The organism is Brevibacterium sp. ZH18 (assembly GCF_022748595.1).
Lineage (GTDB): Bacteria > Actinomycetota > Actinomycetes > Actinomycetales > Brevibacteriaceae > Brevibacterium.
This window is the reverse complement of the sequence record NZ_JALDSX010000032.1, coordinates 1-25,694: the sequence shown is the minus strand read 5'-3', so window position 1 is coordinate 25,694 and position 25,694 is coordinate 1. Positions and strand designations below refer to the sequence as shown.

The window sequence follows — 25,694 nt, the reverse complement described above, 5'->3', positions numbered from 1 at the left end:
GGCTCCGCCGGAATTCAGTGGTTCGCTGCCTCCGTCACCGGCTCTGTGTCCGGTCATTGGCCTCGAGCCATGCGATGATGTCGGCTTCCTCCGGCAGCTCGGTGAACCTCACGATGTCGTCGCTGCCGACGAAGTAGAAGGTTCCGGTCACCTCGTTGATCTCGGGGTGCGCGCGCTGGATGGCGAACCGGTAGAGCGCCAGCTGCCATTTCATCACCTCGAGTGCTGCCTCGTCGGGTCGTTTCGAGGTCTTCCAGTCCACGACCTCGGCATGGTCGTCGGTAATGAACACCGCATCGATCTTGCCGGGCACCCGGAAGCGGCCGAGGACGAGTTCGAACGACATCTCGACGTGGTCAGCATGCCGCGTAGCGAATTCGGAGCCGAGGAAGGTCTGCTGGAGCCGCTCGATCGTCGCCGCGTCGATGGCCCGGACCTGGTTGTCCTCGTCGACGTCGATGCTCGCCTGACCGAAATGCTGCTCGACCCACGAGTGGAAGGTCGTACCAATCTCCGCCGCCCGGCTGGGCGGGCTCGGGACGGGACGCAACGTCGCTGTGAGGAACTCGCGTGGATCCCGTCGCCACGACACCAGCGCGGTGGCGGACAGGCGGTCCGGGACTCCTCCCGGCCCAGCAGTCGCAGGTCGCCGACTGATCCGCAGCGCCTGGCGTGCGTACTCCCCCACCCGTGTCGGGACCTGCGCCAGGTCCTCAAGACTGACCTCCACAGCGCTGCGCACCCATTCACCCGCACGATGTGCAGTCTCGACGAGCTGTGTCCTGGGCACGGGCCAGACGCTCGTCTCGATGCGGTCTTCGGCCGATTCCTCTGCCGGTTCCGGCACGTCCACGTCGAGCCCGAGGGCACTGATCGCCTCGGTGAGGAACGGCGAGAGCTCGTCTGGAGTCGTTCTCGATCCCATCAGCTCCGCACCCAGCCACAGATGGCGTTTGGCTCGGGTGAAGGCCACATACGCGAGTCGGCGCTCCTCCTCCTCATGGGCGTCCTCGATCGCCGGGCGGATGAATTCGGCGATCCATTCGTCCAATTCCTTCTTCGTCTCGAATTCGGCGTTGCGCAGATCGAAGTCCACGAGATGGGCACGGTCCCCGCGCAGCGGGTACGGCAGAGCGGTGCGGTCCATCCACCCCTCTTTGTCCCGCGGCTCCGTAGGGAAGTCCTTGACCACAAGGGAGGGAATGGCCACGGCGTCGAATTCGAGGCCCTTCGAGGCGTGGACGGTCATGATGTTGATCGCGTCGGCCGCTGCACTGGGTTCGGCCACACTGAGCGAGTCCTTAGCCTCCATCAGCGACAGCCATTGAAGGAAACCAGTCACGGAGGGCTGGTCATCACCGGTCGAATACTGACTCGCTGCCGAGAGGAACGAGTCGATCGAGGAACGGTGGAGGTTCCGCAGTGAGTCGCTGAGACCCCAGATATCGGAGTCGACGCCGGTCTCGGTCATCGCGGTCCGGATGATTGAGGCGATCGTGCCGCTGCCAGCGCGAACGGTGCGCAGTGCCTGCGCGAGTCTGACCAGACGATCGAGCGCTTCCGGACTCAGTTTCGATGCTCGGAAATCAGCGACCATCGCCCGTTCGAGCCCCGACGCGGGACCGTGGGCCAGTGCCTGCGCCAGGTCGACGAGCTCGTCGAGACCTTCGACGATCGTCGGTTGATCAATGCTCTCGACGACGACGTCGGGGGCGTCGGGGCTGCGCTCCGCGACTTCGGCGAGGCGGCGGTCGTTCTGCGCCCGAGTGAAGGCCTGCAAAGCGGCGATGTCCGAGGCTCCCAAACCCAGCAGCCGACCGCTGATCAGCCGCATGAGGCTGTCGCCGGCCATCGGGTCGACCGCAGCGGTGAGGACTGCACGCAGGTCCGCGACAAAGGGGTCGCTGAGCAGTCCCGAGGACCCGTGCACATGAACCGCGAAGCCAGCGGTTTCGAGAGCCGCCGCCACCGGGGCGAAGTGGGCTCTTTTGCGGCACAGGACCGCCTTCGAAGTGCCCTCTGGCAGAGCCCGGGCCCATTCGGTGAGTGACCTCAACCCGGCTGTAAGGAAGTCCGGGTCGTGGGCACCTGAGCTGATGTCGACGTGCACATCCCCGTCACCGGCTCCGGGACGAGCCGACAGGGGCGTCTCGCTGCTCCCGTTCAGACCGTCAGCGATTCGGTTGGCGACCGTGAGGATCGAGTGGTCGTTGCGCCAGCTCGTGCTCAGGGTCAGGGAGCGGACGTCGGAGAAATCGGCGGAGAAGCGGATCATGTTGTCCGCGCTGGCCCCGCGCCATCCGTAGATGGCCTGTCTCGGATCGCCGACCGCAGTCACGGCCGTGGAGCTGAACAGATCGCGCAGAAGCTTCAGCTGCGCCACCGAGGTGTCCTGGAATTCGTCGAGGAGGACGATCTTCCAGCGATGCCGCTCGGCGTCACGGGCAGCGGGCACTTCGTCGATGATGCGCTGGGCGAACCGCACCTGGTCGGAGAAGTCCATAGCCAGGTTGCGACGTTTGGCGGCCATATATGCTCCGGCCAGACGGGCGGTTCTGATCTTCGCCTCGAGCTTGGCCCGCCGACCGTTGGGGTCAACGGGCTTGCCCTTGCTCGACACCAGCGCCTGCAGACACTGCTCGAGGTAGTCGATGAGCTCCTCGACGTCCCTGCCGTGGTCGTTCATCGTCGCGGCCAGGGAGATGATGTCGGTGATCATCGTCTCTCGGGCGAAGTTGCCGGGAATCTCGTCGGAACCGGCGGAGTCGATGATGTCACCGGCGATGGTGTGTGCGGAGGCGTCGTCGAGGAGCACGGTCTCGGGTTCGATGCCGATGCTCACGCCGTGTTCGCTGACGATCGAAGCCGCATAGGAGTTGTAGGTGGAGACGGTCGGATTGTCGAGGCCCGGCAGGTTCAGCTCCGCGCCGAGACCGAGATTGTGACGCAGCCTGGCAAGCAGCACTCTGATGCGTCCGCCCAGCTCCCCCACGGCCTTCCTGGTGAAGGTTAGGCCGAGGATCTCCTCGGGGGCGACGAAGCCGTTGGCCACGAGCCACACCACGCGTTGGGAGATCACCGTCGTCTTCCCCGAGCCGGCACCGGCAGTGACCTTCATGGACTGCGCCGGGTCGGCTTCGATGATGACCCGCTGCTCGTCGCTGGGAGGGAACGCCTGGCTCGGGTCGGCTGCGGTCAGGCGGGCAAGTTGGTCAGCGCTGAACTTCATCAGGCCTCCTCAAGCATCTGGGGGCCGATGGCAGGACAGGAGCTGCGCACGGGGCAGCTCTGGCACTTCTGCGGCTCGACCCGAGCGGGGAATTCGGCTGCACGCATCCGGTGCGACACATCGTTGATGAGATCTCGGGCCCAACCGGGATCGTCGTCCGCCTCGAGGGCCGACTGCTTGCGCTTCGTCCGTGCCGAGTTGCGCAGGAAGACGAGTTCGGCGCCGAACGCCTTGGCCTCGATCTCCCGGTCGTCGCCGATCCTGATCGTGCCCGAGTTGATCGCCTCCTGGTACACGCCGAGCTGAGGGTGGCGGGCCATCTCCTGATTGCCGACCACGTTCTTTCCGGTCTTGAAGTCGACGATGCGGACTCCGTCGCCGGACTGCTCGATCCGGTCGAGACGACCGGTGACCTTCCATTCCTGGCCGTTCTCGTCGACCCCGGTGGCGTAGACCTGGGCTTCGACCGCGACGAGCTCACCGGATGAGTCCTTGATGTACTCGCCGAGGCGGTCGGCCATCTTCATCGCCAGCTCATGCTGGCGATCGCGCTCCCATTCGGCGTCGAATTCGACAGCGCTGAGCTCGGCGGCCACGAAGCTGCGGATCTCGGACGTCGGGCCCTGCGGAAAGCGCTCCGCGGCCGCATGGATGATCGTACCCAGGTCCTGAGCCACCGAGCCGGGCCGGTCGCCGCCGTTGCGCGTGAGGAACCAGCGCAGCGAGCAGTCTGTGAAGGATTCGACCTGCGACGGGGAGACTCTGACCGTGTCCTCGGCGGTGAACAGCGGCTCCGTGGTCGTGATGTCCTCGCCTTCTCGCCAGTCCTCCGGACCGTCGACCGCAGGACTTGACGCAGTCAGCGCCCGCATCAGCTGTGCCCACTCCACTGTGTCCTCAGTGCCCGGGCCGCCGTCGGCACCGGCGGCTGACTTCAGCAGGTGTGCACGCGCGTGGGCTGCCATCTCCGGCAGAGTCAGAGGCGGCAGCTCGTCCTCGTGGGTGATCGCGTAGCCGTCGGCCGCCTCGGTGCCCTTGGCTGTCCCCGCCGCGAGAACGTCGAAGAACGGGGACGGGGTGGTCTCGGCATCGGAGATCGCGGTGACGATGACGAGTTCTTCGGCTCTGGTCAGCGCCGTGTAGAACAGCTCGCCCTCCTCGCGCAGGTTCGTCCGCTTCGCATGAGCGTGATATCCGGGGTCCGAGGTCACGGTGTCCCCGCCCGACAGCACGGATGCGAGGTCGTCGAGGCCGAGGATGCCGCCGCGCAGCTTCGGATTCGGCCACACCCCCTCGTTGACCTCGGCGATGATGACGAGCGGAACCCGCAGATGGGCCAGCGAGGTCGGCGTGCCGACACCGACGACGTCGTCGAATCCGGCTGTCGCAGCCAGTGAGTCCTGGGCGATGTCCTGTTCGGCGACGATCCCTGCGAACGAGCGGGCGGTGAATCCTCCGCGGTCGGAGATCTTCTGTGCCAGGGTGAACAGCCGCAGCACCGAGTCCAGGTGCGCGTTGGCGCCTGATTCCGGATCGCGCAGCGCCTCGGCCTGCCACTTCTCTGCGACTCCGGCTGCGGACCAGATCGCCCACAGCGCCTCATGCGGATCGTCCGAGGCCGACGTCGCAGCGGCGCGAAGCATCCGTGAGATCGTGCCGAGTGCGGCCGGCACGGGCTTCTCCTCGTTGCTGCGCAGCGCGAGTGCCAATGAGGCCGAGCTGCTGGGCGCGGGAAACCTTCTGCGCACGACGCGCTTGAACCGTCGGATCTGGACCGGGTCGAGGCGGACGAAGATGCTGCCGGCCAGAGACAGCGCCTGGGCGGCGATCGAATCGTCGTCGTCGAAGTCCGGGGTGTGGGAGAGCAGGTCGAGCAGCGGTGCTGTGGCCGGGTCGACGTTGAGCGGCTGCATGATGTTCGCGGTCGGAACGCCCGCTGCGCGCAGTTCGTTCGCGACGACGCGAGCGGTCGAGGTGTTCCGCGAGATCACGGCCACGTCCGACCAGGAGTGACCGTCTTCGACGAACTGCGTCAGCCGTCGGGCCAGGTAGCGGTATCCCGAGGCCTCGCCGTCGAAGACATGGGTCTCCAGCGCCGTCGATGCCTCCTCGGCGGACTCCGCTGTCGCGGACTCGCCGGGCCTCGGCATGTGACGCAGTCCCCACCGGGTGGTGATGCGGCGACCGAAGTCGTCGCTGACCGCGCTGATTCCCGGGGCCACCGACCCCACCTCGGTGAGAACCACCGTGTCGAAGCTCGCATCGGCGCTGCTGCGGTCGATGATCGAGGCGTCGGCACCGTGGAAACGTCCGGTCACGGTCTCCGGTGACCCGAAGAGCGCCACTGCGCTGCCGCGCTCACGCAGCTGCTCGAGCACTCCCCAGCTCGCGGCCGGGAAATCCTGCACCCCGTCGGCGAGGACGATGTGGGGAACCGTGTCGGGAGCGAACGTCCATGCCCGGCCAGCGGTCACCTCGGCGGGTTCGCGCAGGATCTCGAATGCGGCACGTGCGAGCACTGTGGCCGAGTCGATGCCGCCGTAGCCGGGCATGCTCATGATGCCGAGGTATTCGTCGAGGATCCGGGCCACTGCCGCCCACCGCGGGTCGGGCACGGAGTCGAGCACACGCTGCAGTGCGCTGCGTCCGAAGTCGAAGACGTGCTCGCGCGGCGCATCGGGGGCCTCTGCCCGAGAGGGCGCGGGCACGCGGACTCCGAAGTCGAATTCCATCACGCGGTTGAGGACATCGCGGATCTCCGTGCGGAACGCGGAGGTCGACCGGACCTCCGCGGTGATCTCTGCGGGCCAGACCGGTCCCAGCCCGAGGCCGAGTTCGTGTCCGGCGAGGAGGTCGGCCAGGAACACGTCCTGGTCAGCTCCCGAGATGAATTCGAGATCCTCGCCGGTCCGGGTGGTGTGAGCGGCCCGCGCGATGCCGTAGGCGTAGGACGAGATGCTGCGGGCCGGTGCCGAGGACAGCACGGCGTGCGCGGGAACGGCGAGGCGGTTGCGCAGAACATCGGCATGGTCGCGGTCGGGAGTCATCACGAGCACCGAGGCGGGGCTGATCTCATCGACCACCTGCGCGTACACGGACTCGAGCAGCGTGGTCTTGCCCGTGCCCGGACGGCCCACGACCGTCGTCGAGCGTCCTGCGAGCAGGTTCGCTGCGATGCTCGCTGTGATTTCTTCCATGTGAGTATTCCATCATGCGCGACTGACATGAGCCGTGCACACGCCATGTACGAGACCGTATTCGAAATTCTGCGTCGTTTTTCGCGTAGCATTGGAGCATGTCGAGTCCGCAGCAGAGATTGCCCCGTGAGCAGCGCCGCGACCAGTTGGTGGGGGTGGCACGCTCGGTCTTCGCCACGCGCGGCTACCGCACCACGTCGATGGACATGATCGCCGAAGCCGCCGGTGTGTCGAAGCCCGTGCTCTATCAGCACTTCGCGTCCAAGCACGACCTCTACCTCGCGCTCATCGACGCCTCGGCGTCGCATCTCGACTCAGCCGTCGAAACCGCACTGAACTCGACCGACGACCCGCGTGAGAAGGTCCGCTCGACATTCCGCTCGTACTTCGACTTCGTCGTCTCGCATCGCGAGGAGTTCGTCATCCTCTTCAACTCCGACGTCTACGAGCCTGCGGCCCAGCAGCGCCTGCGCACGCTGCGGAACCGCTCCGCGTCGCACATCGTCAACGCTCTGCAGTCCTTCACCGACCTCGATGACTCTCAGGCCGGACTACTGTGCCGCACGCTCATCGGCACTGCCGAAGTCGTCGTCAAACAGCTCGAATCCGCCACCGAGGTCGACATCGACGCCGCTGTCTCGCTGCTCACGCAGATGAGCTGGGGCGGACTGCAGTCCTTCACCACGAAGTGAGGCGCGGGAAGAAAACACCGCCTCGCTGACGTTAAGCTGAACACGAGTCAACCCACGATCCGCACAAGGAGCACTATGGAAATCAAGATCGGCGTCAAGCAGTCACCGCGAGAGATCGTCCTCGAGTCGCATGAGGATCCCAAGGAACTGGCCGCGCGCATCGAAGAATCGGTCAAGTCCGAATCGCTCCTGACCTTCGCCGACACGAAGGGCCGCACAGTCTTCATCCCCGCGAACGCACTCGGCTATGTCGAGATGGGCACAGAATCCGCCCGTCGGGTGGGCTTCGGCGCCTGAGGCAGCGGCAGCGAACGATCGGCTAAGGCCGGGCCCCGGTGAGGAACCGGGTGCCCGGCCTTCGCCGTATCCGACCAGGCCCTAGGCCACCAGTCCCAGCGCCGACATGCGCTTCGAATGGTTCGCGGTGACTGCCGGGATCCCATCGACCACGACCGCCTCGTCGAGGCCGAGGATCGGGTCCGTGAGCAGGTTGCGGGCACGACCCAGCGTCTCGGCCACGAGCTTGCGCCCCCACAGTGCCAGACGCGATGCCAGCTGCGTGTCGACGGCCACGTCAGCGGTCAGACGATTGCGTACATAATCCGTGGCCCGTGTATCATCGAGAATTGTAATAGCCAGGCTGTGTCCGGGCTCGTCGAGTTCATCCACGGCCGTTCGGTAGAAGTCATTCATGATCCCGTCGAAGACGAATCCCTTCATGAGACTTTCGTACCAGTCACGAGGACGAGTCCTTTCAGCCATCACGGTGAAGGTCGGCTCGAAGTGCTGACAGAGCTCGATCGCATCCTGGCCCAGATGACTGATGTGCTGCGAGAGCTGCTCGAAGTTCGCAAAGGACGCAGACGCCAACTGCGCCAGGACGACCTTGTCGTCCATGTGCACAGCGGTGGTCGCGTTGGTGGCCATTCGTTCGAAAGCGGTCAGCTCGCCGAACGCCAGAAGTGCGAGCGTCGCAGCATTATTACCGGCCAATGGGGCAGAATCGGGCATAGCTCAAGAGTACCGGTTCACGACCATGACGAGCGCGAAGGCGCCAAAAGGAGTTTGAAACATGGCGGAGACAGAAGCGGATTTCGCGGAACTGGGTGTCGCCGGACCGATCGTGGCCTCACTGGCCGCAAAAGGCATCACCCACCCGTTCCCGATCCAGGCGATGACGCTGCCAGTGGCACTGTCGGGAGCCGACATCATCGGACAGGCCAAGACCGGAACGGGTAAGACCCTCGGCTTCGGCATCCCCCTCCTGCAGCGTGTCGTGGGAAAGAGCGAGGACGGGGCCTCCCCCGTCGATCCCGAGGCGACCCCGGACGTCGTCGGCGATTCTGCCGAGACGCGCCTGCCGCAGGCACTGGTCGTCGTTCCCACCCGTGAGCTCGCGAAGCAGGTCGCAGCCGACCTCGTCACCGCCTCCACGCAGCGCGACGTCGACATCATGACGATCTACGGCGGAATGGACTTCGACCCGCAGATCAAGCAGCTCAAGACCGGCGTCGACGTCGTTGTCGGCACCCCCGGCCGCCTCCTCGACCTCTACGGCCGCAAGGTCCTCAAACTGCACAAGGTCCGCACCGTCGTCCTCGACGAGGCCGACGAGATGCTCGACCTCGGCTTCCTGCCCGACGTCGAGAAGATCATCAACGCCGTACCCGCGCACCGCCAGACGATGCTGTTCTCGGCCACCATGCCCGGGGCGGTCATCACCCTGGCCCGCCGCTACATGAACCGGCCGACTCACATCCGCGCCCACGACAACGAAGATCTGTCGCTGACGGGCAAGGACACGACCCAGTACGTCTACCGCGCTCACTCGATGGACAAGAGCGAACTCGTCGCCCGCATGCTCCAAGCAGAAGGACGCGGCCGCACGATCATCTTCACCCGCACCAAGCGCACCGCCGACAAGCTCGCCGCCGAACTCGGCGACCGCGGCTTCAAGGTCAGTGCTCTACACGGCGATCTGGGCCAGTCCCAGCGTGAGCGGGCACTGAAGTCGTTCCGCGACGGACAGGTCGACGTCCTCGTCGCCACCGACGTGGCGGCCCGCGGCATCGACATTGACGACGTCACCCACGTCGTGAACTACCAGTGCCCAGACGACGAGAAGACCTACGTCCACCGCATCGGACGCACCGGCCGCGCCGGTCACACGGGTATCGCCGTGACACTCGTCGACTGGGACGACATGCCCCGCTGGCGCCTCATCAACAAGGCGCTGGGCCTCGAGCACGACGAGCCGGCCGAGACCTACTCGACGTCGTCCCACTTCTTCTCCGATCTGGGAATCCCGAAGGGCACGAAGGGTCGTCTGCGCAGGCAGCACGGCGAAGGCTCCGATGACCACCAGGCCGCTCCGAAGAAGACCGACCAGCGCCGAGGCGAATCATCGTCGGGTGCTGATGCTCCGAAGAAGCCTCGCCGGAGTCGTGAGCGCAGGCGCACCCGCGGCGGCAAGTCCGTGGGACGCGCGGCTCACACCAGCAACGAGCCCACCGCTGAGTGAGATCAATACTCCCGCTGAGCTGATGAGCTGAACGAAGGCCCCGACATCGTCGGGGCCTTCGTCGATTCCGGGGACCGTTCAGCCCTGGATGAAGTCGACTCCCCCGGGCCTGGTGTTGGCCCGGTCGAGGAGTTTCTTGAACATGTGCTCGCTCGTCGAGTGCTCACCAAGGCGGTTGGGCTTTCCCGTGCCGTGGTAGTCGCTGGATCCGGTGATGATGAGGTCATGCTCGTTGGCGAGGCGACGCATCACCTCACGCTCGCTGTGCGGATTGTCGCGGTGATCGACCTCGAGGCCGTCGAGGCCAGCCGCAATGAAGTCAGCCATCGCTGCGTCGGAGACGACGAGTCCGCGCATCGCAGCCCGCGGATGGGCGAAGACCGAGACTCCCCCGGCCTCACGGATCAGTCGGATCGCTGTGATCGGATCGATCGTCGGCAGGCTGACATGGTATTTGCCGTGGCTGGAGAGGATGGAGGCGAAGGCCTCCGACCGTGTCTCGACGATCCCAGCGGCCACGAGCGCATCGGCGATGTGCGGGCGGCCGATCGTCGCATCCTCACCGGCGACAGCCAGAACGGCGTCCATGTCGATCGGGTAGTCCTCGGCGAGGCGTTCGATGATGAGGTGGGTGCGGTCCATGCGGGCGCGGCGAGTTTCGACGACGACCTCGGCGAGGCCTGTGTCGTAGGGGTCGTGGAGGTAGGACAGCAGATGCACGCTGATTCCCTCGTGCCGACACGAGATCTCCATGCCGCGGACCAGGCCCAGGCCGTACACCCGGGCCGCCTCTTCGGCGGGAGCCCACCCTGCGGTGGTGTCATGGTCGGTGACCCCGATGACGTCGATGCCCTCCATCGACGCCTCGGAAATGAGTTCGGACGGGGTCTGAGTACCGTCGGAGAACGCAGTGTGCACGTGGAGATCGATGACCATGCCATTCAGTCTATCCGGAGTTGCCCACGTTGCCCGTCCTCACCAGCGCACTGTCTGGCCCAGTGCCTATAATGAGGGTATGACTGCGCAGAACGACACCAGCTCCGAGACCACTCAGACCCTCGACGATCGCGTGAACAACCGCTCCCACCGTCCGAACTCCCAGGCGTTCCGCGACTTCGTCGCCGAGGGCTGGGACCGCACCCCGCTCAATGCCGAGGCCCTGGCAGCGGCCGGCTTCACCCCCGCCCGTCGGGCCGCGGTGTCTGCCGCGTTCCCCGGTGAGAGGCTCGTCGTCCCCGCCGGCGGACTCAAGGTCCGGTCCAATGACACCGATTACCGTTTCCGCGCCCATTCGGCGTTCGTACATCTGACCGGGCTCGAAGCCGATTCCGAACCCGACGCCGTCCTAGTCTTCGAACCCGAGGACGACGACACGCACACCGTAACCCTCTACTTCCGTCCGCGTGCCGGATCGGACACCGTCGAGTTCTTCTCCGACTCCCGCTACGGTGAGTATTGGGTGGGTCCACGCGCCGACCTCGAGGCGATGAGGACCATGACCGGGATCGCCACCGAGAACTCGGCGACCCTCGACGATGCGATCACCAAGGACCTCGGTTCGATCTCGGTCCGCCTCGTACGTCAGGCCGATTCCCGCATCGATTCGGTCATCGATCTCGCCCGGACTCAAGTCCAAGCCGATCTCGAGACCTCTGAGGCCGGTGACGCCGAGCTGACCCAGATGCTCTCCGAGCTGCGTCTGATCAAAGACGACCACGAGGTCGCGGCCCTGCGCGAAGCGGTCGCGATCACCCGCGCCGGCTTCGACAACGTCGTCGCCGCTCTGCCCAAGGCACTCGAGCACCGCCGCGGTGAGCGCGTCATCGAGACCGCGTTCGAGACCGCTGCCCGCTCGGACGGCAACGGCATCGGCTACGACACGATCGCAGCGGCGGGCAACAACGCGTGCACCCTGCATTGGATCCGCAACGACGGAGTGGTCAGCCCCGGCGACATGGTCCTCGTCGATGCCGGTGCCGAGGCCGACTCGCTCTACACTGCCGACATCACTCGCACGCTGCCTGTCTCCGGGACGTTCAGCGACGTCCAGGCGAAGATCTACGACGCGGTCCTCGAGGCCTCGGACGCAGCCTTCGCGGTCGCCGCCGACCACGTCAATCGCGAGGTCAGGTTCCGGGAGATCCACGAAGCGGCGATGGAAGTCATCGCCGCTCGTCTCGAGGAGTTCGGCATCCTGCCGGTCTCGGCCGCCGAAGCCCTGTCTCCCGAGGGCCAGCAGCATCGCCGGTGGATGGTCCACGGCACCAGCCACCATCTGGGCCTCGACGTTCACGACTGTGCTCAGGCCCGTGCCGAGATGTACCTCGACGCAGTACTCGAACCGGGCATGGTCTTCACGATCGAACCGGGTCTGTACTTCAAGACCGACGATCTGCTGCTGCCGGCCGAATTCCGCGGCAACGGCGTGCGCATCGAGGACGACGTCCTGGTCACCGCCGACGGCGTCGAGAACCTCTCCGCTGACTTCCCCCGCACTCGGGCCGAGGTCGAAGCGTGGGTGCAGGGCCGATGACCCCGCGACCGGTGCGAGGCCGGGGACTCCTCGAGATCCCGGGTATCACGCTCGGCCACGCCGGTCACTTCACGCGTGAGCGCCTGACGGGGGTCAGCACGATTCTGCCCCCGCCCGGCGCACGCATCGGCGTCGACGTCCGCGGTGGGGGTCCCGCGACCCACGAGACCGACGTCATCGCTCCCGGCACCCATTCGTACGGGGCGGATGCCATCGTGCTCACCGGCGGGTCGGCTTTCGGTCTCGCCACCGTGTCCGGAGCCGTGACCACCCTCGCCGAGGCGGGCCGGGGATTCCCTGCCGCCGGACTTGCGGACACGGTCATTCCCCTCGTGCCGGCGGCCGCGATCTTCGACCTCGGCCGCGGGGACGGCACTCCTCGGCCGCCGACCGCGGACGACGGCGCCGCAGCGGCGTCGGCGGCGCTGACGGCGGCGAACGACACCGCGGTGCGCACGGACGTGCGGGGCAGCCTCGGTGTGGGACTAGGTGCCCGGTCCGGAATGCAGACGATGCGCAGTTCGCTGGGCTCCTTCGCGATCCGCCTGCCGAGCGGCTACACGGTCGCGGCACTGGTCGCGGCCAATCCTCTGGGATCGATCGGGATGCCCGACGGCACGCTGTGGGCGGACCCCCTGCTGCGCTCCTTCGGATTCGATCTGCCGCCGCTCGGTTCCCTGCCCGCTCTTCCCGATGCCACGGAGCAGACCGCCTCGGCGAAGAACACGACGATCGCCGTCGTCGCGACCGACGCACGACTGGACACGGCCGAGGTCACACGCATGGCCTCAGGTGCGCATGCGGGCATCGCCCGTGCCGTGCGTCCCTCGCACACGCTCTTCGACGGTGACACGGTCTTCGGCATCGCCACGGGCGAAGTCGGGATGCCCACGGACTTCGTAGCTTCGACTCTCGACCTGGTCTCGATCACCGCAGCGGCCGCAGATGCGCTGAGCCTGGCGATCATCGACGCGCACGTGTCCGCGGTACCCGTCGACGCGTCCTGGGATCAGCCGCCGACACTGGCCGACATCGCCCCCGAATTCACGGCGGCGTTCACGGCCCTCGGCTGAGACCGGCTCCGTTCAGGACAGGCGAAAGGCGCCGACATCGATGATGTCGGCGCCTTTGTGACTCTCAGACTCAGTCGGCCTGAGCTGCCTTGGCCTCTTCGGAGTCGAGACCCGGACGCTTCGCGTCCTTGGTCGCGGACTCGCGCTTGAGGTCCACGCCGTCGTCGGCCAGCTGCTTCTTCGACGCGGTCTGCGCCGCAGCTTCGTCCTCGACGACCGTGAAGCGCACGGACTTCGTGAACTCACGACCGTAGCGGTCGGTGCCGGTGACCTCTGCACTGTGCGTGCCGAGGTCGAGTCCTGCCGGAATCTCCGCCCGCCACAGGTGCGAGCTCGACTGTCCGACATTGCCCGAGGTCCGCAGGTTCTGCGAAGCGGTGTAGGGGTCCGTGTACTCCCAGCCCTTGTTCAGTGCCTCGCCCTTACCGGGCTGAGTGTGCTCGGCCACGACGGGAGACTTGCCGTCGAAGCTGACCTCGACGTCGGCATCTGAGGTTCCGGCGAGGAAGCTCGACGTCAGCCATGTGTCGCCCTGCTTGAGGTCGCTGCGGGTCACGACGCGCTCGGAGATCGCCTCCGGGGCGTCGCCGGCCTTCTTCGCGTCCTGCCAGTCCTGGGCCTTCTGCGCCCAGTCGCGCCACTCGGGAGAGTTCACGCCGAGGAGCAGCTGGTGGTCATCGGATTCGCCGCGCACGGTGTAGCGTTCGCTGCGATCGGCTCCGTCGTAGGAGAGGGTCAGCACACCGGGTTCCGAGGCGTCACCGGTGAAGGAGAACGGGAGTCCATCGGCGTTGCGACCGCCCGAGTACCAGTCGCCGGAGACGGCTCCGGCCACGATCTGGGTGTTCGGCAGTTCGTCGATGCCTTCCTTCGCCCATTCCTCGCGCTTCTCACCGGCGACGAGGTTCTCCTGCGTGTGGGTGTGTCCGCCGACGGTCACGGCGTTCGGGTAGTCGGCGATGACGTCGTAGAAGTCCTTCGCATCGTCGACGACGACCTGCTTGTGGGTGAGGATCGGAGCGTGAGTGGCGATGACGACCTGCGCGTTCTTCGACACGTTTGCCAGATCGTTGTCCAGCCACTTCAGCTGGTCTTCACCGATCTGCTCCTTGTACTTCCGCGTCGACGGGTTGCCCGAGTAGTCGATGCTGTCGAGCACGACGAAGTGGGTCTTGCCGACATCGTAGGAGTAGTTCGCCGGACCGAACTGGTCACGGAATGTGTCGAGCGAATGCGAGTCGTCGCTTGCATCGAAGTCGATGTCGTGGTTGCCCGGGGCTGCGCGGACGGGCCCGTTCGTCTCCGAGTAGATGTCGCGGAGTTCGTCGTTGAGGCTGAGGTCGTTGCCGACGTTGTCGCCGAGCAGCAGGACGCCGCACGCCTTGTAGTCGGTGCGGTCGGCGAGATCGGCGACTGCTCCGTCGCGGGCATAGCCCATCTCGGTCATGTCGTAGGCCTGGGTATCCGCGGCAATGGGGCAGTTCTGCTCCGCCGAGGCGGTCGCTGCGGATTCGACCATCGGGAAGTTCACGGCCTTCGGGGTGGACCCCGTCGGCTTGATCCCGCCGTATTTGAGCTCTGGTGAGCCCTCGGGCATGTGGTTGTAGCTGAACTGAGCGAAGTTGTCCGAGTCGACGGGCACCTGCCACCCGGAGGGCTGAGTGACGGAGACCGTCATGTTGTCGCGCACCGGCAGCTCGTAGGCTCCCTGTCCGTTGGTCTGGACGACGTCGATGCCGTTGGAGACGGCGACACCCGCAATGCCTTTCTCATCCCCATCGAGCTTGGAGTTCTCGTTCACGTCATCGAACACCTGCCCCTTGAGGACATCGTCATTCGCCGCGCTTCCTCGGTCGACCTGAACGTGTCCCTCATACATCTCGGCGGGTGCATCGGCTGCCGCGGCGGCGGTCGCACCGGCGAACGGTGCCAGCAGAGTGAGCGCGGCGCACGCGCTCAACCCCGTCACCACGGACGGCCTGAGTCGTCTTTCGGACATAGATGTCTCCTGTTCTCTGTCTTCGGTAGATGTGCCGAGAAATGACCCTAGGGAGGCTGAGAGTCTGCTGAATGACTGCGACAAGACGCTCCGATGAACACAAGGTGATGTGTGCGAATCACTGTCCGACCCATGGAGGTCTGCGCCGACGTCCCCGATGACCCCGTAGTCTTGATTCCATGAGTGGTCCACCCAAACGTGTCTTCGTCGCCCGCCTCATCGCTGTCCCGGTCTTCGACCCGCTCGGCGATCAGGTCGGCCGCGTCCGGGACGTGGTCATCGTCTACCGGGCAACCATGCGCCAGTTCCCCCGCGTCATCGGTCTCGTCGTCGAAGTCCCGGGCAGACGTCGCGTGTTCGTCCCGATGGGCAGGGTCACCTCGATCGACTCCGGGCAGGTCATTACGACCGGTCTGGTCAACATGCGCCGGTTCGAACAGCGACGCTCGGAGACCCTCGTCGTCAACGACCTCCTCGACCGCCGTCTGCGTCTGCGGGAGGACAACTCCCCCATCCAGGTCGAAGACGTTGGGATCGAGCAGCAGGTGAGCAAGGACTGGGAGGTCACCCGCCTCTTCGTCCGTCGGGTCCCCGAGCGCAGCGCCTTCGCCGCCTTCCGGCGCCGCGGAGAGACCAAGCAGATCTCATGGTCCGATGCCGACCACCCAGCTGATTCCACGGTCGATCAGGAGGCCACTCAGCTGATTGCGGCCTACCAGGACACGAAGCCCGCCGACCTCGCCGACGTCCTGTTCGAGATGAACCCCCAACGTCGTCTCCAGGTCGCCCGTGCCCTCGACGACGAACGCCTGGCCGACGTCATCGAGGAGCTGCCCGATGAGACGCAGGTCGAACTGCTCTCTGCCCTGGACATCGACCGCGCCGTGACCGTCCTCGAGGAGATGGAGCCCGACGACGCCGCCGACCTCCTCGGCGAGCTCAGCGACGAACAGGCCGAACGGTTCCTCGCCCTGATGGAACCCGACGACGCCGAGGACGTGCGCACCCTGCTGTCCTACGATGACGACACTGCCGGTGGCCTGATGACCACCGACCCCGTCATTCTGACCCCGGAGACCACGGTCGCCGAGGCGCTTGCGCATGTCCGCCGGGAGGATCTGCCCGCCGCGTTGGCCGCCGCGGTCTTCGTCTGCCGGCAGCCGGTCGAGACTCCGACGGGCAAGTACTTGGGCATCGTCCATATCCAGGAGATGCTGCGCCATCCTCCGCACGAGGCTGTCGGGATCATGCTCGACACCGAGGTCGAACCGCTGCCGCCGGACTCCCCTCTGGGAGAGGTGACGAAGCTGCTGGCGGCCTACAATCTGGTGTCGGTGCCCATCACCGACGAGAACGACCATCTCATCGGAGTGGTCACCGTCGACGACGTTCTCGACGAACTGCTGCCCGAGGACTGGCGCACCACCGGACGCGATGATCACAGGAGGCGATAGAGATGGCTGCTGACGACTTCGACGTTCCCCGGTCGAGCAAACGCAAACTCCCGAACATCGCCATGTCACCGGAGACCTTCGGTCGCGGCGCTGAGGGTTTCGCCCGCTTCATGGGCACCCCGGCGTTCCTCGTCGGGATGAGCGTGTTCTGTGCCGTGTGGCTGCTGTGGAACACCCTTCTGCCCGAGTCGTGGCAGTTCGACCCGCGCTCGCTCAACTTCACCCTGCTCACCCTCATCCTCTCGCTCCAGGCCTCCTACGCCGCACCGTTGATCCTGCTCGCGGAGAACCGCAGCTCCGACCGCGACCGTGTCGAGTTCGAACACGATCGGCAGCGTTCCGAACGGAACCTGGCCGACACCGAGTTCCTCGCCCGGGAGGTTGCCGCGCTGCGCATCGCGATGCGCGAGGTCGCGACCCGCGACTTCATCCGCTCCGAACTCAAGGACCTGCTCAAGGAACTCGAGGATGAGCGGAATGACGGCTCCGACGACGAGCAGGTAGGCTGGAATCCCCGCGAGGACTGAGCGGGGAGAGAAAGGACGTGGGCATCATGACTGAGCCAACCGAGCAGGCCGTTCGAGACGCTCTGACCACCGTCATCGATCCGGAGATCCGCCGAAACATCGTCGAACTCGACATGGTCGACGACATCACCATCGAGGGTGGGAAGGTCACGGTCACCGTGCTCCTGACGATCGCCGGCTGCCCGCTCAAGGGTACGATCACGAAGGACACCACAGCAGCGGTGTCCCAGGTTGAGGGCGTCACCGAGGTGGCTGTGGTCCTGGGGACGATGACGACCGAACAGCGCACTGCGATGCGTGAGAAGCTCCAGGGCGCCGGCTCGTCCCGCGACATCCCCTTCAACCGTCCCGACTCCCTGACCAAGGTCTATGCGATTGCGTCCGGCAAGGGCGGTGTCGGCAAGTCCTCGATCACCGCGAACCTCGCTGTGTCTTTGGCCCGGACGGGTTTGCGCGTGGGCGTCGTCGACGCCGATATCTACGGCTTCTCGATCCCGGGGATGCTCGGGCTCTCCGGCCAGCCGACCCGCGTTGACGACATGATCATCCCTCAGGTCGCCTTTGACGTGAAGGTGATGAGCATCGGCATGTTCGTCCCGCCCAATCAGGCAGTCGTCTGGCGGGGACCGATGCTCCACCGTGCCCTGCAGCAGTTCCTCACGGACGTGTTCTGGGGCGACCTCGACGTTCTGCTCCTCGATCTGCCGCCGGGCACCGGCGACATCGCGATCTCCGTGGCCCAGCTGCTGCCCCAGTCCGAGCTGCTCGTCGTCACGACGCCGCAGCAGGCGGCTGCGCAGGTTGCCGAACGCGCCGGCTCGATCACCACCCAGACGAATCAGCGCCTGGCCGGAGTCATCGAGAACATGTCCTGGATGCAGATGCCGGACGGCACCAGGATGGACGTCTTCGGCACCGGCGGCGGCGCCAGTGTTGCCGCGAATCTGTCCGAGACGACGGGTGCAGAGGTCGAGCTCATCGCCCAGATACCGCTCGACACCCGGGTCCGCGAAGGCTCAGACGCCGGCACCCCCTTCGTGCTCGCGCACCCTGATTCCCCAGCGGCGGAAGCGTTCACGTCCATGGCCGCGGCGCTGGGACAGCGCGCTCGCGGACTCTCAGGGAAGTCCCTGGGCCTCAGCCCGGTGTGATCCGACTCGGGCTCAGGTGGCCTCGGAGTCGAAAGGAGGCGCCGACGCCCGGTCGCGCAGAACAGACTGTGCCTGGAAGCGCTCGATCGGTGAGAGCGTCGGTGTCGGTTCCACGGAGTCAGCGGACTCCTGCGGCTCCGGTGACGTCTCCGTGGCAATCGACGTCTGCTCCTTGCGTTTGGACTCGCGAATGGCCGAGTCCTCTTCGACGAGAGCTTCACGCACGATGCGGCGCGGATCATATTGACGCGGATCGAGCTTCTGCCAGTCGACGTCCTTGAAGTCGTCGCCGAAGTCGCGGCGCACGCTGTCTTTGGCCCCTTCGGCCATGCGACGCATCTGCCGCACGAAGTCACGCAGCTTCTGTGCGTATTCGGGCAGACGCTTGGGCCCGATGACGACCAGTGCCACAACGACAAGGATCAACATCTCGGTGCCGTTGATACCCATGAACATAGAACCAAGTCTACCGTGCACCGACGTATGCTCGACTCGGGATGGACTCAGGTTCGGGACACGCGCGGAAGGGCACGGTATGGATGATGTGAGCGTCGAACGCGTGCTGCGTCTCGTCGAACTCGTGCCCGCAGGCCGCGTCGTCAGCTACGGCACCATCGGACTCGTCGCCTCCTGCTCCCCGCGCTACGTCGGCCGCGTGATGCGGATCTTCGGATCGAATGTCACCTGGTGGAAGGTCGTCAACGCCGCAGGTGCCCTGCCTGTGCAGCTGCTGCCCGAGGCGCGCCGGCACTGGGACGAGGAGGGAACTGTCCATGGGCATGACAAGGTGCTCAAGTCGGCTTTCCTCTCCGTCGAGGAACTCGACGAGCTGTGGCAAACGCGCGGAATCGATCCCGAGAGCGGTTAGACTTGAACGGAAATGCCAGCCGAAAGCGAGGGTCGATTGTCACGCGAGAATGCAGGTGATCTCACCTTCTCAGAGCAGTACAACGGACCTGACCCGCTGCTCGACGCCGCCCGCACGCTCTCGCACGAGAACGGCATCTCCCCCGTCTCGCAGACAACAGCCGCAACCTTGACGCTTCTGGCCAGGCTGCTCAGCCCTGTCGCCGCCGTCGAAGTCGGAACCGGCGCCGGCACGTCGACCCTGGCGCTGCTGCGCGGAATGCCCACGGCCGGGATCCTGACGTCGATCGACACGAACTCCACGGCCCAATCTGCAGCCCGCGACCTCACTGACATGGCCGGAATCCGGCCGGGACGCCTGCGGCTGATGAGCGGTCGAGCCGAAGAGGTGCTGACCCGACTCGCACCGGCTGCCTACGACATGGTCTTCATCGACTCGGAGCCGACGAACCTCGAACGCATGATCGAGCCCTCCCTGCGCCTCCTCGACGCGCGCGGACTCCTCGTCATCCATCAGACGCTGCTCAAGGGCGGCGTGGCCGATCCCGTCGACCGTTCACCCCGGACTCAGGCGGCCCGTGGGCTGCTCAACCGCCTCGCTCGACAGGAGCGGCTCGAGAGAGTGCTGCTGCCCGTCGGCCAGGGCCTGCTCATGGTCCAGAAGACCCTGCGCTGAGCAAACAGCAAAACAGCAGAGACTCTGTGAAGTCTCTGCTGTTCTCAAACTACGGTGCTGTTCTCACACTGCGGTGCTGTTCTCCAACTCCGGTGCTGAGGCGGAATACCCGGTCTCAGATCCCCAGGGTCTCGGCCAGGGTATCGTGCAGGCCCGTCGCCTCATCACGGCTGAGTTCGATCACAAGACGGCCTCCGCCCTCGACCGGAAGTCGCATCACCATGCCTCGACCTTCCTTGGTCACTTCCAGAGGTCCGTCGCCGGTGCGGGGTTTCTGGGCTGCCATGTGGGCTCTTCCTTCCGTTGGTGATGCTCGACTGTCCACGCTTCGATGGACCGAATGTTCTGCTTCGATTATTCCACGATACGGTCTCCGGCGGGTAACCCGCTCGAAAACCGAGACTCACGGCGGTAGATCGGCCGGCGGGGTGAAGTGCCACAGGTAGGCGACCCAGATGATCTGGAGCATGAAGAACGTCAGCAGCGCCATCGCCCGGTATCCGCGGGAGCGGACGAGGGCCAGTGTCAACGCCATCGGGAACAGCGGCAGCAGCAGACGCAGGGTCGAGGTCTGCGGGTTGAAGAAGATGAGCAGGTAGATGCCGTAGGCCAGGCAAAAGAGCTGCAGGGTCCGGCCCATCCGGGCACCCGCCGGGGAGAAGATCAAGGCAAGCATTCCCGCGACCACGAGGACGAGGAGCACCGGACCCAGAGGGCCGATGAGGCTGTTGGCCCGAGCCACCCACTGGACGAGATAGGTCGAGGTCCCCGAATGCCAGGCGGCCTCGGTGTCCGTGTAAGCGGTCATCGACCCCGTCACGATCCAGGCGTGGACGGGGTGGACGAGCGCCGCCGCACAGGAGAGCACGCCCAGGGCCCACGACCGGACCACCTCGGCGACAGGATACGGATCGGACTTCCTGCGCACGAGGCGATCGATGAGGTGGAAGAGCATGAAGAAGGAGAACGCCACTCCGATCGGACGGGAGAGGTCCATGAGGAAGACGACCGGGACGGCGCTCAGATACCGTCGCTCGACGATGAGGAAGAGGGCAGTGGCCTGCAGCAGGAGCGTCAGCGATTCCGCGTAGCCGGTCGAGAAGACGGCCGCCGGCGGGAAGAACATGACGAGCGCCAGCCCCATGAGCGCCTGACCCGGATCGACGTACTTGCGGAACAGGGCGAGGATGACGATGGCGGCCAGACCGGCTGCGAGCGTCGAGATGAGCGGTGAGACGACCTCGTAGCTCAGCCCGGTGGCATTCGAGATGGTGCTCACCACGGCCGGGTGCAGCGGGTAGAACGCCCACTGGTTCTCGGTGACCGTGCCCGCCTGGTCGACGGGCAGCACGCTCGGGTAGCCTTCCCGGGCGACGCGCGAGTACCAGCCGCCGTCCCAGAAGTTGAGGAAGTCGTTGAGCGTGGTGGTGACCGGGCTCGATGACCAGCTGGCCGGATCCTGGCGTTTGAGGACCGCGGAGAAGATTGCGATGCTCACGACGCGGGAGACGAAGTACACGGCAACGGCCTGGACCCACATCGGCAGAGCCAGGAAGAGCGCACCGAGGCGGCTCAGCCGTGAGGAGTCGAAGGCTTCGGGAGCGACGGTGATTCCGGGCAGATCGCGGGGGCGGCTCATCGGTCGGTGGGTGCCGCTTCCAGTTCGTCGATGCGGGCGCGCAGACGACTCACCGCTTCGTCGACATCGGCCATGCGGTAGCCGCGCAGAGCCGGCCGGAATGTGAGCCGGTCGAGGTCCGCGGACGTGAAGTCCGACGGCAGTCCGTCCCAGTCCGCGTCGGTCTCCTCAGCCGATTCGGCGGAGAAGACGTTGAACGATGCGGCCAGCACGATCACGAGCACGAAGACGGCCGCAGCCACTCCGATCACAATCCACAAAGGCATGATGCCAGTTTCTCACAGCGGACCTGACGATCTTCTCAGGAGCCCCAGCTGTGTGTCGCTTAGCGCAGACCGCGGACGGTATGCCGGGGAACGGCCTCGCCGGCGATCGCCAGGGTCACGGCGATGGCATCGGCTGTGGCCCGCACATCGTGGGTGCGGATCATCGCCGTCCCCTTCGCCACCGCCAGGGCCGTGGCGGCAATGGTTCCGTGCAGACGCTCGGCGGGTGCCGCATCGCCGATGACCTCCCCGATGAAGTCCTTCCGGGAGATCGCGAGCAGCACGGGGAAGTCAGTGGCGCTGAATCGTTCCAGTTCGCGCAGCAGCCGCAGTGATTGGTAGGTGTTCTTCCCGAAGTCCGGTGTCGGGTCGATGACGATCTTCTCCGCCGCGACACCCGCACGCAGAGCCGCTTCGGCCAGCTTCGTCACACCCGCCAGCGTCGCATCGACGACGTCACCTGAATGGAGCCCGTAGCGATTGCGGTGGGCGTCGGTGCGCGGAGACAGGCCTCCGGTGTGCGAGCACACGATGCCCACACCGTGCCGGCCAGCCACATGGGCGAGTTCGGGATCGACCCCGGCCCAGGTGTCGTTGAGCAGACCCGCCCCGGCGGCGCAGGCCGCCTCGGCGACCTCGTGCCTCCAGGTGTCGACGCTGATGAGCACCTGCGGATGGCTCTGCACCACGGCCTCGATGACCGGGCACACGCGGTCGATCTCCTCCCTCACGGAGATCTCCCGGCCCCGTCCTGCCCGCACCCCGCCGATGTCGACGATGCTCGCACCCTCAGCTGTGGCCGTCTCCACAGCGGCGATGGCCTCCTCGGCGGTGGCAGCGGACTCGTAGAACGAGTCAGTCGTCCGGTTCACCACGGCCATGATCGCCGGTGCCCCGGGCCGGGCCTGGGAAAGCTCGAAGCCCTCCCTCATTGCGCTCTGTCCTCACCGTCGACTCCGCCGATGATGTCGACGACCTCATCGATGTCGTCGGTGAGGGTGAAGAGATCCATGTCGCGCGCGCTGATCGTGCCCTCGGCCAGCAGGGTCGTGGTCATCCAGTCGACGAGTCCGCGCCAGTAGGAGGTGCCGAAGAGCACGATGGGAAACGAGGTGACCTTTCCGGTCTGGACCATGGTGAACGCTTCGAAGAGTTCGTCGAGGGTTCCGAAGCCTCCGGGCATGACGACGAAGCCGCGGGAGTATTTGAGGAACATGGTCTTGCGGACGAAGAAGTAGCGGAAATTCACCCCGAGTTCGACATAGTCGTTGAGTCCCGATTCGAAGGGCAGCTCGATCCCCAGCCCGATCGAGACTCCCCCGGCGTCGCAGGCACCCATGTTGCCTGCCTCCATGATTCCCGGTCCCCCTCCGGTGATGATCGCAAGGCCGGTGGCGGCGATACGTCGGGCGATCTCCCGGGCGTCCTGGAAGGCCTGGGTGTGCGCACCCAGACGGGCAGAGCCGAAGATCGATACCGCCGGGCCGATCTCGGCCAGGGAGCCGAAGCCCTCGACGAATTCCGACTGGATGCGCAGTACCCGCCAGGGGTCCTCGTGGACCCAATCCGAGCGTCCGGGTGATTCGAGCAGGCGCTGGTCCGCTGTGGTCGCGGGAACCTGAGACCCGCGCAGACGCAGCGGCCCTTTGCTGTAGAACGCTGCGTCGACGGGCAGACCGTCCTGGTCGGGGTCGGTCATCGGGCTGATCGTCCTTCGAGGTAGCCGAGCAGGGTCCGGGCGGCGGCATCCACCTCGGCGACCTTCACATGCTCGTCCGACTTATGGGCGTACAGCGGGTTGCCGGGGCCGAAGTTCACGGCCGGGACGCCCAGGGCGCTGAACCTCGACACGTCCGTCCATCCGAGCTTGGGCGCGGGCGAGAGGCCGAGCATGCTGATGAAGTCCTGGGCGATCTCCCGGTCGAGTCCGGGCCGGGCACCTTCGGCGGCGTCGGTGACCGTGACCTCGAAGCCGGTGAAGAATTCGCGGAGGAAGGCTTCGGCCTCGGCAGCAGACGTGCTCGGGGCGAAGCGGTAGTTCACTGCGACAGTGCAGGCGTCGGGGACGACGTTGCCGGCAACTCCCCCGGTGATCGACACGGCCGAGAGTGACTGGCGGTAGTCGAGACCGTCGACCGCGACGGTGCCCGCCTCGTACTGCGCCAAACGGGTGAGCACCTCGGCGGCTGCGTGGATCGCGTTGACGCCCATGAACGCTCGAGCAGAGTGTGCGCGCACCCCGGTGGTCGTGACGTCGACGCGCATGGTGCCGTTGCAGCCACCTTCGACCGACGCGTTCGAGGGTTCGCCGAGGATGGCGAAGTCCCCGGCCAGCCAGTCGGGGTGGTTGCGGGAGACGCGGCCGAGTCCGTTGAGTGAGGCGTCGACCTCCTCATGGTCGTAGAAGACCCAGCTGACGTCGCGGTTCGGTGCGCGCAGCGCTGCCGCACTCACCAGTGCCATTGCGACCCCGGCCTTCATATCGCACGCACCGCGGCCCCAGATGACCTCGTCGCCGTCGAGGCTGGTCCGCCGCGGCGGCAGGTTGTCCTCCACGGGGACGGTGTCGAGGTGCCCGGCCACGACGATACGTTCGGCAAGACCCAGCTGGGTGCGGGCAACGATCGTGTCGCCGTCGCGCAGAATTTCGAGGTCTGGGCCGTCGCCGGCGCTGATCCGGGCGAGCACCTCGGCCACAGCGTCGGTGATCGCGCGCTCATTGCCGGACACCGATTCGATCGCGCACAGGCGACCCGTCAGCTCGGCCGGATCGTCGAGGGCGGAGAACAGGTAGTCGGCGAGGCTCCCGGTGGGGGCGAAGGTTACATCGGTCTCAAAGGATGGATCCACAGTCATACGGCTTAGCCTAGTACGCCCACCACCGACTACTCTTTGAGACATGACTCAACGCATAGTTTCCGCCCGTGGTCTGGCCACGGTGCACAATGATTCCATCCTCACCGTCTGGTACCCCGCCCTGAGCACGGGTGAGACCCACGACGCCGCCGAGGCGACCGCCTCCTCCCGCTCGACCGATGACGGACTCGACGCGCTCGTCGGCACCGACGAGGCCCGCGGGACCCGCACCGAGGTCGTGACGACGACGATCGACCTCGACGAAGCCCCCGCCTCGGCGGCCGATGCCTACCTGCGCCTTCACGCCCTCTCCCACCGTGTCGTGGCCCCCAACGACGTCAACCTCGACGGCGTCTTCGGCCACCTCGCGAACATCGTGTGGACCTCTGCCGGTGCCTGCTCCCCCGAAGGCTTCGAAGCCACGCGCGCGAAGCTCATGGCCCAGGGACCTGTCGCCGTCTACGGACTCGACAAGTTCCCGCGCATGACCGACTTCGTCATCCCCTCCGGTGTGCGCATCGCCGATGCCGACCGGGTCCGCCTCGGCGCTCACCTGGCCGCCGGTACGACCGTCATGCACGAAGGGTTCGTCAACTTCAACGCGGGCACGCTGGGCTCGGCGATGGTCGAGGGACGCATCTCACAGGGTGTCGTCGTCGGCGAAGGTTCGGACATCGGCGGCGGTGCTTCGATCATGGGCACGCTCTCCGGCGGTGGCACTCACCGCATCGCCATCGGCAGCGGCAGCCTGCTGGGCGCGAACTCCGGCGTGGGGATCTCCATCGGCGATGACTGCATCGTCGAGGCCGGTCTCTACATCACGGCGGGAACACGCGTGACCGTCCCGAGCGAGGACGGCAAGGTCGTCAAGGCCTCGGAGCTCAGCGGTCAGAACAACATCCTGTTCCGCCGCAACTCGGTTTCCGGAGCCGTCGAAGCGATCTCCCGCGATTCCAAGGGCATCGAGCTCAACCCCGACCTGCACTGAGACACGGAAGAGGCGCCGGCGGTGCG

General features: G+C 66.1%; 23 protein-coding genes. 11 read left to right on the top strand and 12 right to left on the bottom strand.

All coding sequences use genetic code 11. The features are described 5' to 3' along the window. Nucleotides 1-34: 34 nt before the first annotated feature. Nucleotides 35-3,229: an ATP-dependent DNA helicase gene (locus MPN20_RS11900; RefSeq protein WP_242782461.1), complete on the bottom strand. Its 3,195-nt coding sequence runs from the start codon at nucleotides 3,227-3,229 to the stop codon at nucleotides 35-37. Further along, the gene (locus MPN20_RS11895) at nucleotides 3,229-6,426 is read right to left on the bottom strand and encodes a UrvD/REP family ATP-dependent DNA helicase (RefSeq protein WP_242782460.1); all 3,198 of its coding nucleotides are present in this window, start codon (nucleotides 6,424-6,426) and stop codon (nucleotides 3,229-3,231) included. The genes MPN20_RS11900 and MPN20_RS11895 overlap by 1 nt, the downstream gene beginning before the upstream one ends. Before the next feature lie 98 nt (nucleotides 6,427-6,524). On the opposite strand from MPN20_RS11895, the gene MPN20_RS11890 reads away from it, so the two are divergent. Together MPN20_RS11890 and MPN20_RS11885 are read left to right on the top strand one after the other, a co-directional pair. Then, nucleotides 6,525-7,118: a TetR/AcrR family transcriptional regulator gene (locus tag MPN20_RS11890; protein ID WP_242782459.1), complete on the top strand. Its 594-nt coding sequence runs from the start codon at nucleotides 6,525-6,527 to the stop codon at nucleotides 7,116-7,118. A 75-nt stretch (nucleotides 7,119-7,193) separates the two neighbouring features. Then, nucleotides 7,194-7,415 carry a DUF3107 domain-containing protein gene (locus MPN20_RS11885; RefSeq protein WP_242782458.1) on the top strand — a complete coding sequence of 74 codons (222 nt, stop codon included), beginning with the start codon at nucleotides 7,194-7,196 and terminating at the stop codon, nucleotides 7,413-7,415. Nucleotides 7,416-7,496: 81 nt separating this feature from the next. On the opposite strand, the gene MPN20_RS11880 is transcribed toward MPN20_RS11885, so the two are convergent. Then, nucleotides 7,497-8,129: a ferritin-like fold-containing protein gene (locus MPN20_RS11880; protein ID WP_242782457.1), complete on the bottom strand. Its 633-nt coding sequence runs from the start codon at nucleotides 8,127-8,129 to the stop codon at nucleotides 7,497-7,499. A gap of 61 nt (nucleotides 8,130-8,190) precedes the next feature. Here MPN20_RS11880 and MPN20_RS11875 point away from each other — a divergent pair, with 61 nt between their 5' ends. Then, on the top strand, nucleotides 8,191-9,639 hold the full coding sequence (locus tag MPN20_RS11875) for a DEAD/DEAH box helicase (RefSeq protein WP_242782455.1): 1,449 nt from the start codon (nucleotides 8,191-8,193) through the stop codon (nucleotides 9,637-9,639). A gap of 78 nt (nucleotides 9,640-9,717) precedes the next feature. On the opposite strand, the gene MPN20_RS11870 is transcribed toward MPN20_RS11875, so the two are convergent. Beyond that, nucleotides 9,718-10,575, bottom strand: a complete 858-nt coding sequence (locus tag MPN20_RS11870; protein ID WP_242782454.1) for a PHP domain-containing protein — start codon at nucleotides 10,573-10,575, stop codon at nucleotides 9,718-9,720. Nucleotides 10,576-10,654: 79 nt separating this feature from the next. On the opposite strand from MPN20_RS11870, the gene MPN20_RS11865 reads away from it, so the two are divergent. Together MPN20_RS11865 and MPN20_RS11860 are read left to right on the top strand one after the other, a co-directional pair. Then, entirely contained in the window at nucleotides 10,655-12,172 is a 1,518-nt protein-coding gene (locus MPN20_RS11865) for an aminopeptidase P family protein (protein ID WP_242782453.1), read from the top strand. Next, complete coding sequence (locus tag MPN20_RS11860; protein WP_242782452.1) at nucleotides 12,169-13,245, top strand: P1 family peptidase; 1,077 nt, start codon at nucleotides 12,169-12,171, stop codon at nucleotides 13,243-13,245. The genes MPN20_RS11865 and MPN20_RS11860 overlap by 4 nt, the downstream gene beginning before the upstream one ends. A gap of 70 nt (nucleotides 13,246-13,315) precedes the next feature. On the opposite strand, the gene MPN20_RS11855 is transcribed toward MPN20_RS11860, so the two are convergent. After that, on the bottom strand, nucleotides 13,316-15,244 hold the full coding sequence (locus tag MPN20_RS11855) for a calcineurin-like phosphoesterase family protein (protein ID WP_242782451.1): 1,929 nt from the start codon (nucleotides 15,242-15,244) through the stop codon (nucleotides 13,316-13,318). Between the two features lie 179 nt (nucleotides 15,245-15,423). Here MPN20_RS11855 and MPN20_RS11850 point away from each other — a divergent pair, with 179 nt between their 5' ends. From MPN20_RS11850 to MPN20_RS11840, 3 genes are read left to right on the top strand one after another with little or no spacing between them, the layout of a single operon-like run. Next, nucleotides 15,424-16,698, top strand: coding sequence for a CBS domain-containing protein (locus MPN20_RS11850; protein ID WP_242782450.1), 1,275 nt, complete (start codon nucleotides 15,424-15,426; stop codon nucleotides 16,696-16,698). Nucleotides 16,699-16,700: 2 nt separating this feature from the next. Then, complete coding sequence (locus MPN20_RS11845; RefSeq protein WP_242782449.1) at nucleotides 16,701-17,225, top strand: DUF1003 domain-containing protein; 525 nt, start codon at nucleotides 16,701-16,703, stop codon at nucleotides 17,223-17,225. A 26-nt stretch (nucleotides 17,226-17,251) separates the two neighbouring features. Beyond that, a complete protein-coding gene (locus MPN20_RS11840; protein WP_242782448.1) occupies nucleotides 17,252-18,376 on the top strand; it encodes an Mrp/NBP35 family ATP-binding protein in 1,125 nt (374 codons plus the stop codon). 12 nt (nucleotides 18,377-18,388) lie between these two features. Here the strand turns inward: MPN20_RS11840 and MPN20_RS11835 are convergent, their stop codons facing one another. Beyond that, nucleotides 18,389-18,832, bottom strand: a complete 444-nt coding sequence (locus MPN20_RS11835) for a twin-arginine translocase TatA/TatE family subunit (protein WP_242782447.1) — start codon at nucleotides 18,830-18,832, stop codon at nucleotides 18,389-18,391. A gap of 79 nt (nucleotides 18,833-18,911) precedes the next feature. Here MPN20_RS11835 and MPN20_RS11830 point away from each other — a divergent pair, with 79 nt between their 5' ends. Beyond that, nucleotides 18,912-19,244, top strand: coding sequence for an MGMT family protein (locus MPN20_RS11830; RefSeq protein WP_242782446.1), 333 nt, complete (start codon nucleotides 18,912-18,914; stop codon nucleotides 19,242-19,244). A gap of 12 nt (nucleotides 19,245-19,256) precedes the next feature. Continuing rightward, entirely contained in the window at nucleotides 19,257-19,919 is a 663-nt protein-coding gene (locus MPN20_RS11825) for a class I SAM-dependent methyltransferase (protein ID WP_242782445.1), read from the top strand. 115 nt (nucleotides 19,920-20,034) lie between these two features. Here MPN20_RS11825 and MPN20_RS11820 read toward each other — a convergent pair whose 3' ends face one another. From MPN20_RS11820 to dapE, 6 genes are all read right to left on the bottom strand, one after another. Next, nucleotides 20,035-20,205, bottom strand: a complete 171-nt coding sequence (locus tag MPN20_RS11820; RefSeq protein WP_242782444.1) for a DUF3117 domain-containing protein — start codon at nucleotides 20,203-20,205, stop codon at nucleotides 20,035-20,037. Nucleotides 20,206-20,322: 117 nt separating this feature from the next. Further along, nucleotides 20,323-21,558 carry a hypothetical protein gene (locus tag MPN20_RS11815; protein WP_242782443.1) on the bottom strand — a complete coding sequence of 412 codons (1,236 nt, stop codon included), beginning with the start codon at nucleotides 21,556-21,558 and terminating at the stop codon, nucleotides 20,323-20,325. Then, nucleotides 21,555-21,824, bottom strand: coding sequence for a DivIVA domain-containing protein (locus MPN20_RS11810; protein WP_242782442.1), 270 nt, complete (start codon nucleotides 21,822-21,824; stop codon nucleotides 21,555-21,557). Before MPN20_RS11810 ends, MPN20_RS11815 begins: the two co-directional genes overlap by 4 nt. A 59-nt stretch (nucleotides 21,825-21,883) precedes the next feature. Continuing rightward, a complete protein-coding gene (folP, locus tag MPN20_RS11805; RefSeq protein ID WP_242782440.1) occupies nucleotides 21,884-22,756 on the bottom strand; it encodes a dihydropteroate synthase in 873 nt (290 codons plus the stop codon). Then, on the bottom strand, nucleotides 22,753-23,523 hold the full coding sequence (locus MPN20_RS11800; RefSeq protein WP_242782438.1) for a TIGR00730 family Rossman fold protein: 771 nt from the start codon (nucleotides 23,521-23,523) through the stop codon (nucleotides 22,753-22,755). The genes folP and MPN20_RS11800 overlap by 4 nt, the downstream gene beginning before the upstream one ends. Beyond that, nucleotides 23,520-24,680 carry a succinyl-diaminopimelate desuccinylase gene (gene dapE / locus MPN20_RS11795; protein WP_242782436.1) on the bottom strand — a complete coding sequence of 387 codons (1,161 nt, stop codon included), beginning with the start codon at nucleotides 24,678-24,680 and terminating at the stop codon, nucleotides 23,520-23,522. Before dapE ends, MPN20_RS11800 begins: the two co-directional genes overlap by 4 nt. 43 nt (nucleotides 24,681-24,723) lie before the next feature. On the opposite strand from dapE, the gene dapD reads away from it, so the two are divergent. After that, nucleotides 24,724-25,668, top strand: a complete 945-nt coding sequence (dapD, locus tag MPN20_RS11790; RefSeq protein ID WP_242782434.1) for a 2,3,4,5-tetrahydropyridine-2,6-dicarboxylate N-succinyltransferase — start codon at nucleotides 24,724-24,726, stop codon at nucleotides 25,666-25,668. The last annotated feature ends 26 nt before the right edge of the window (nucleotides 25,669-25,694 follow it).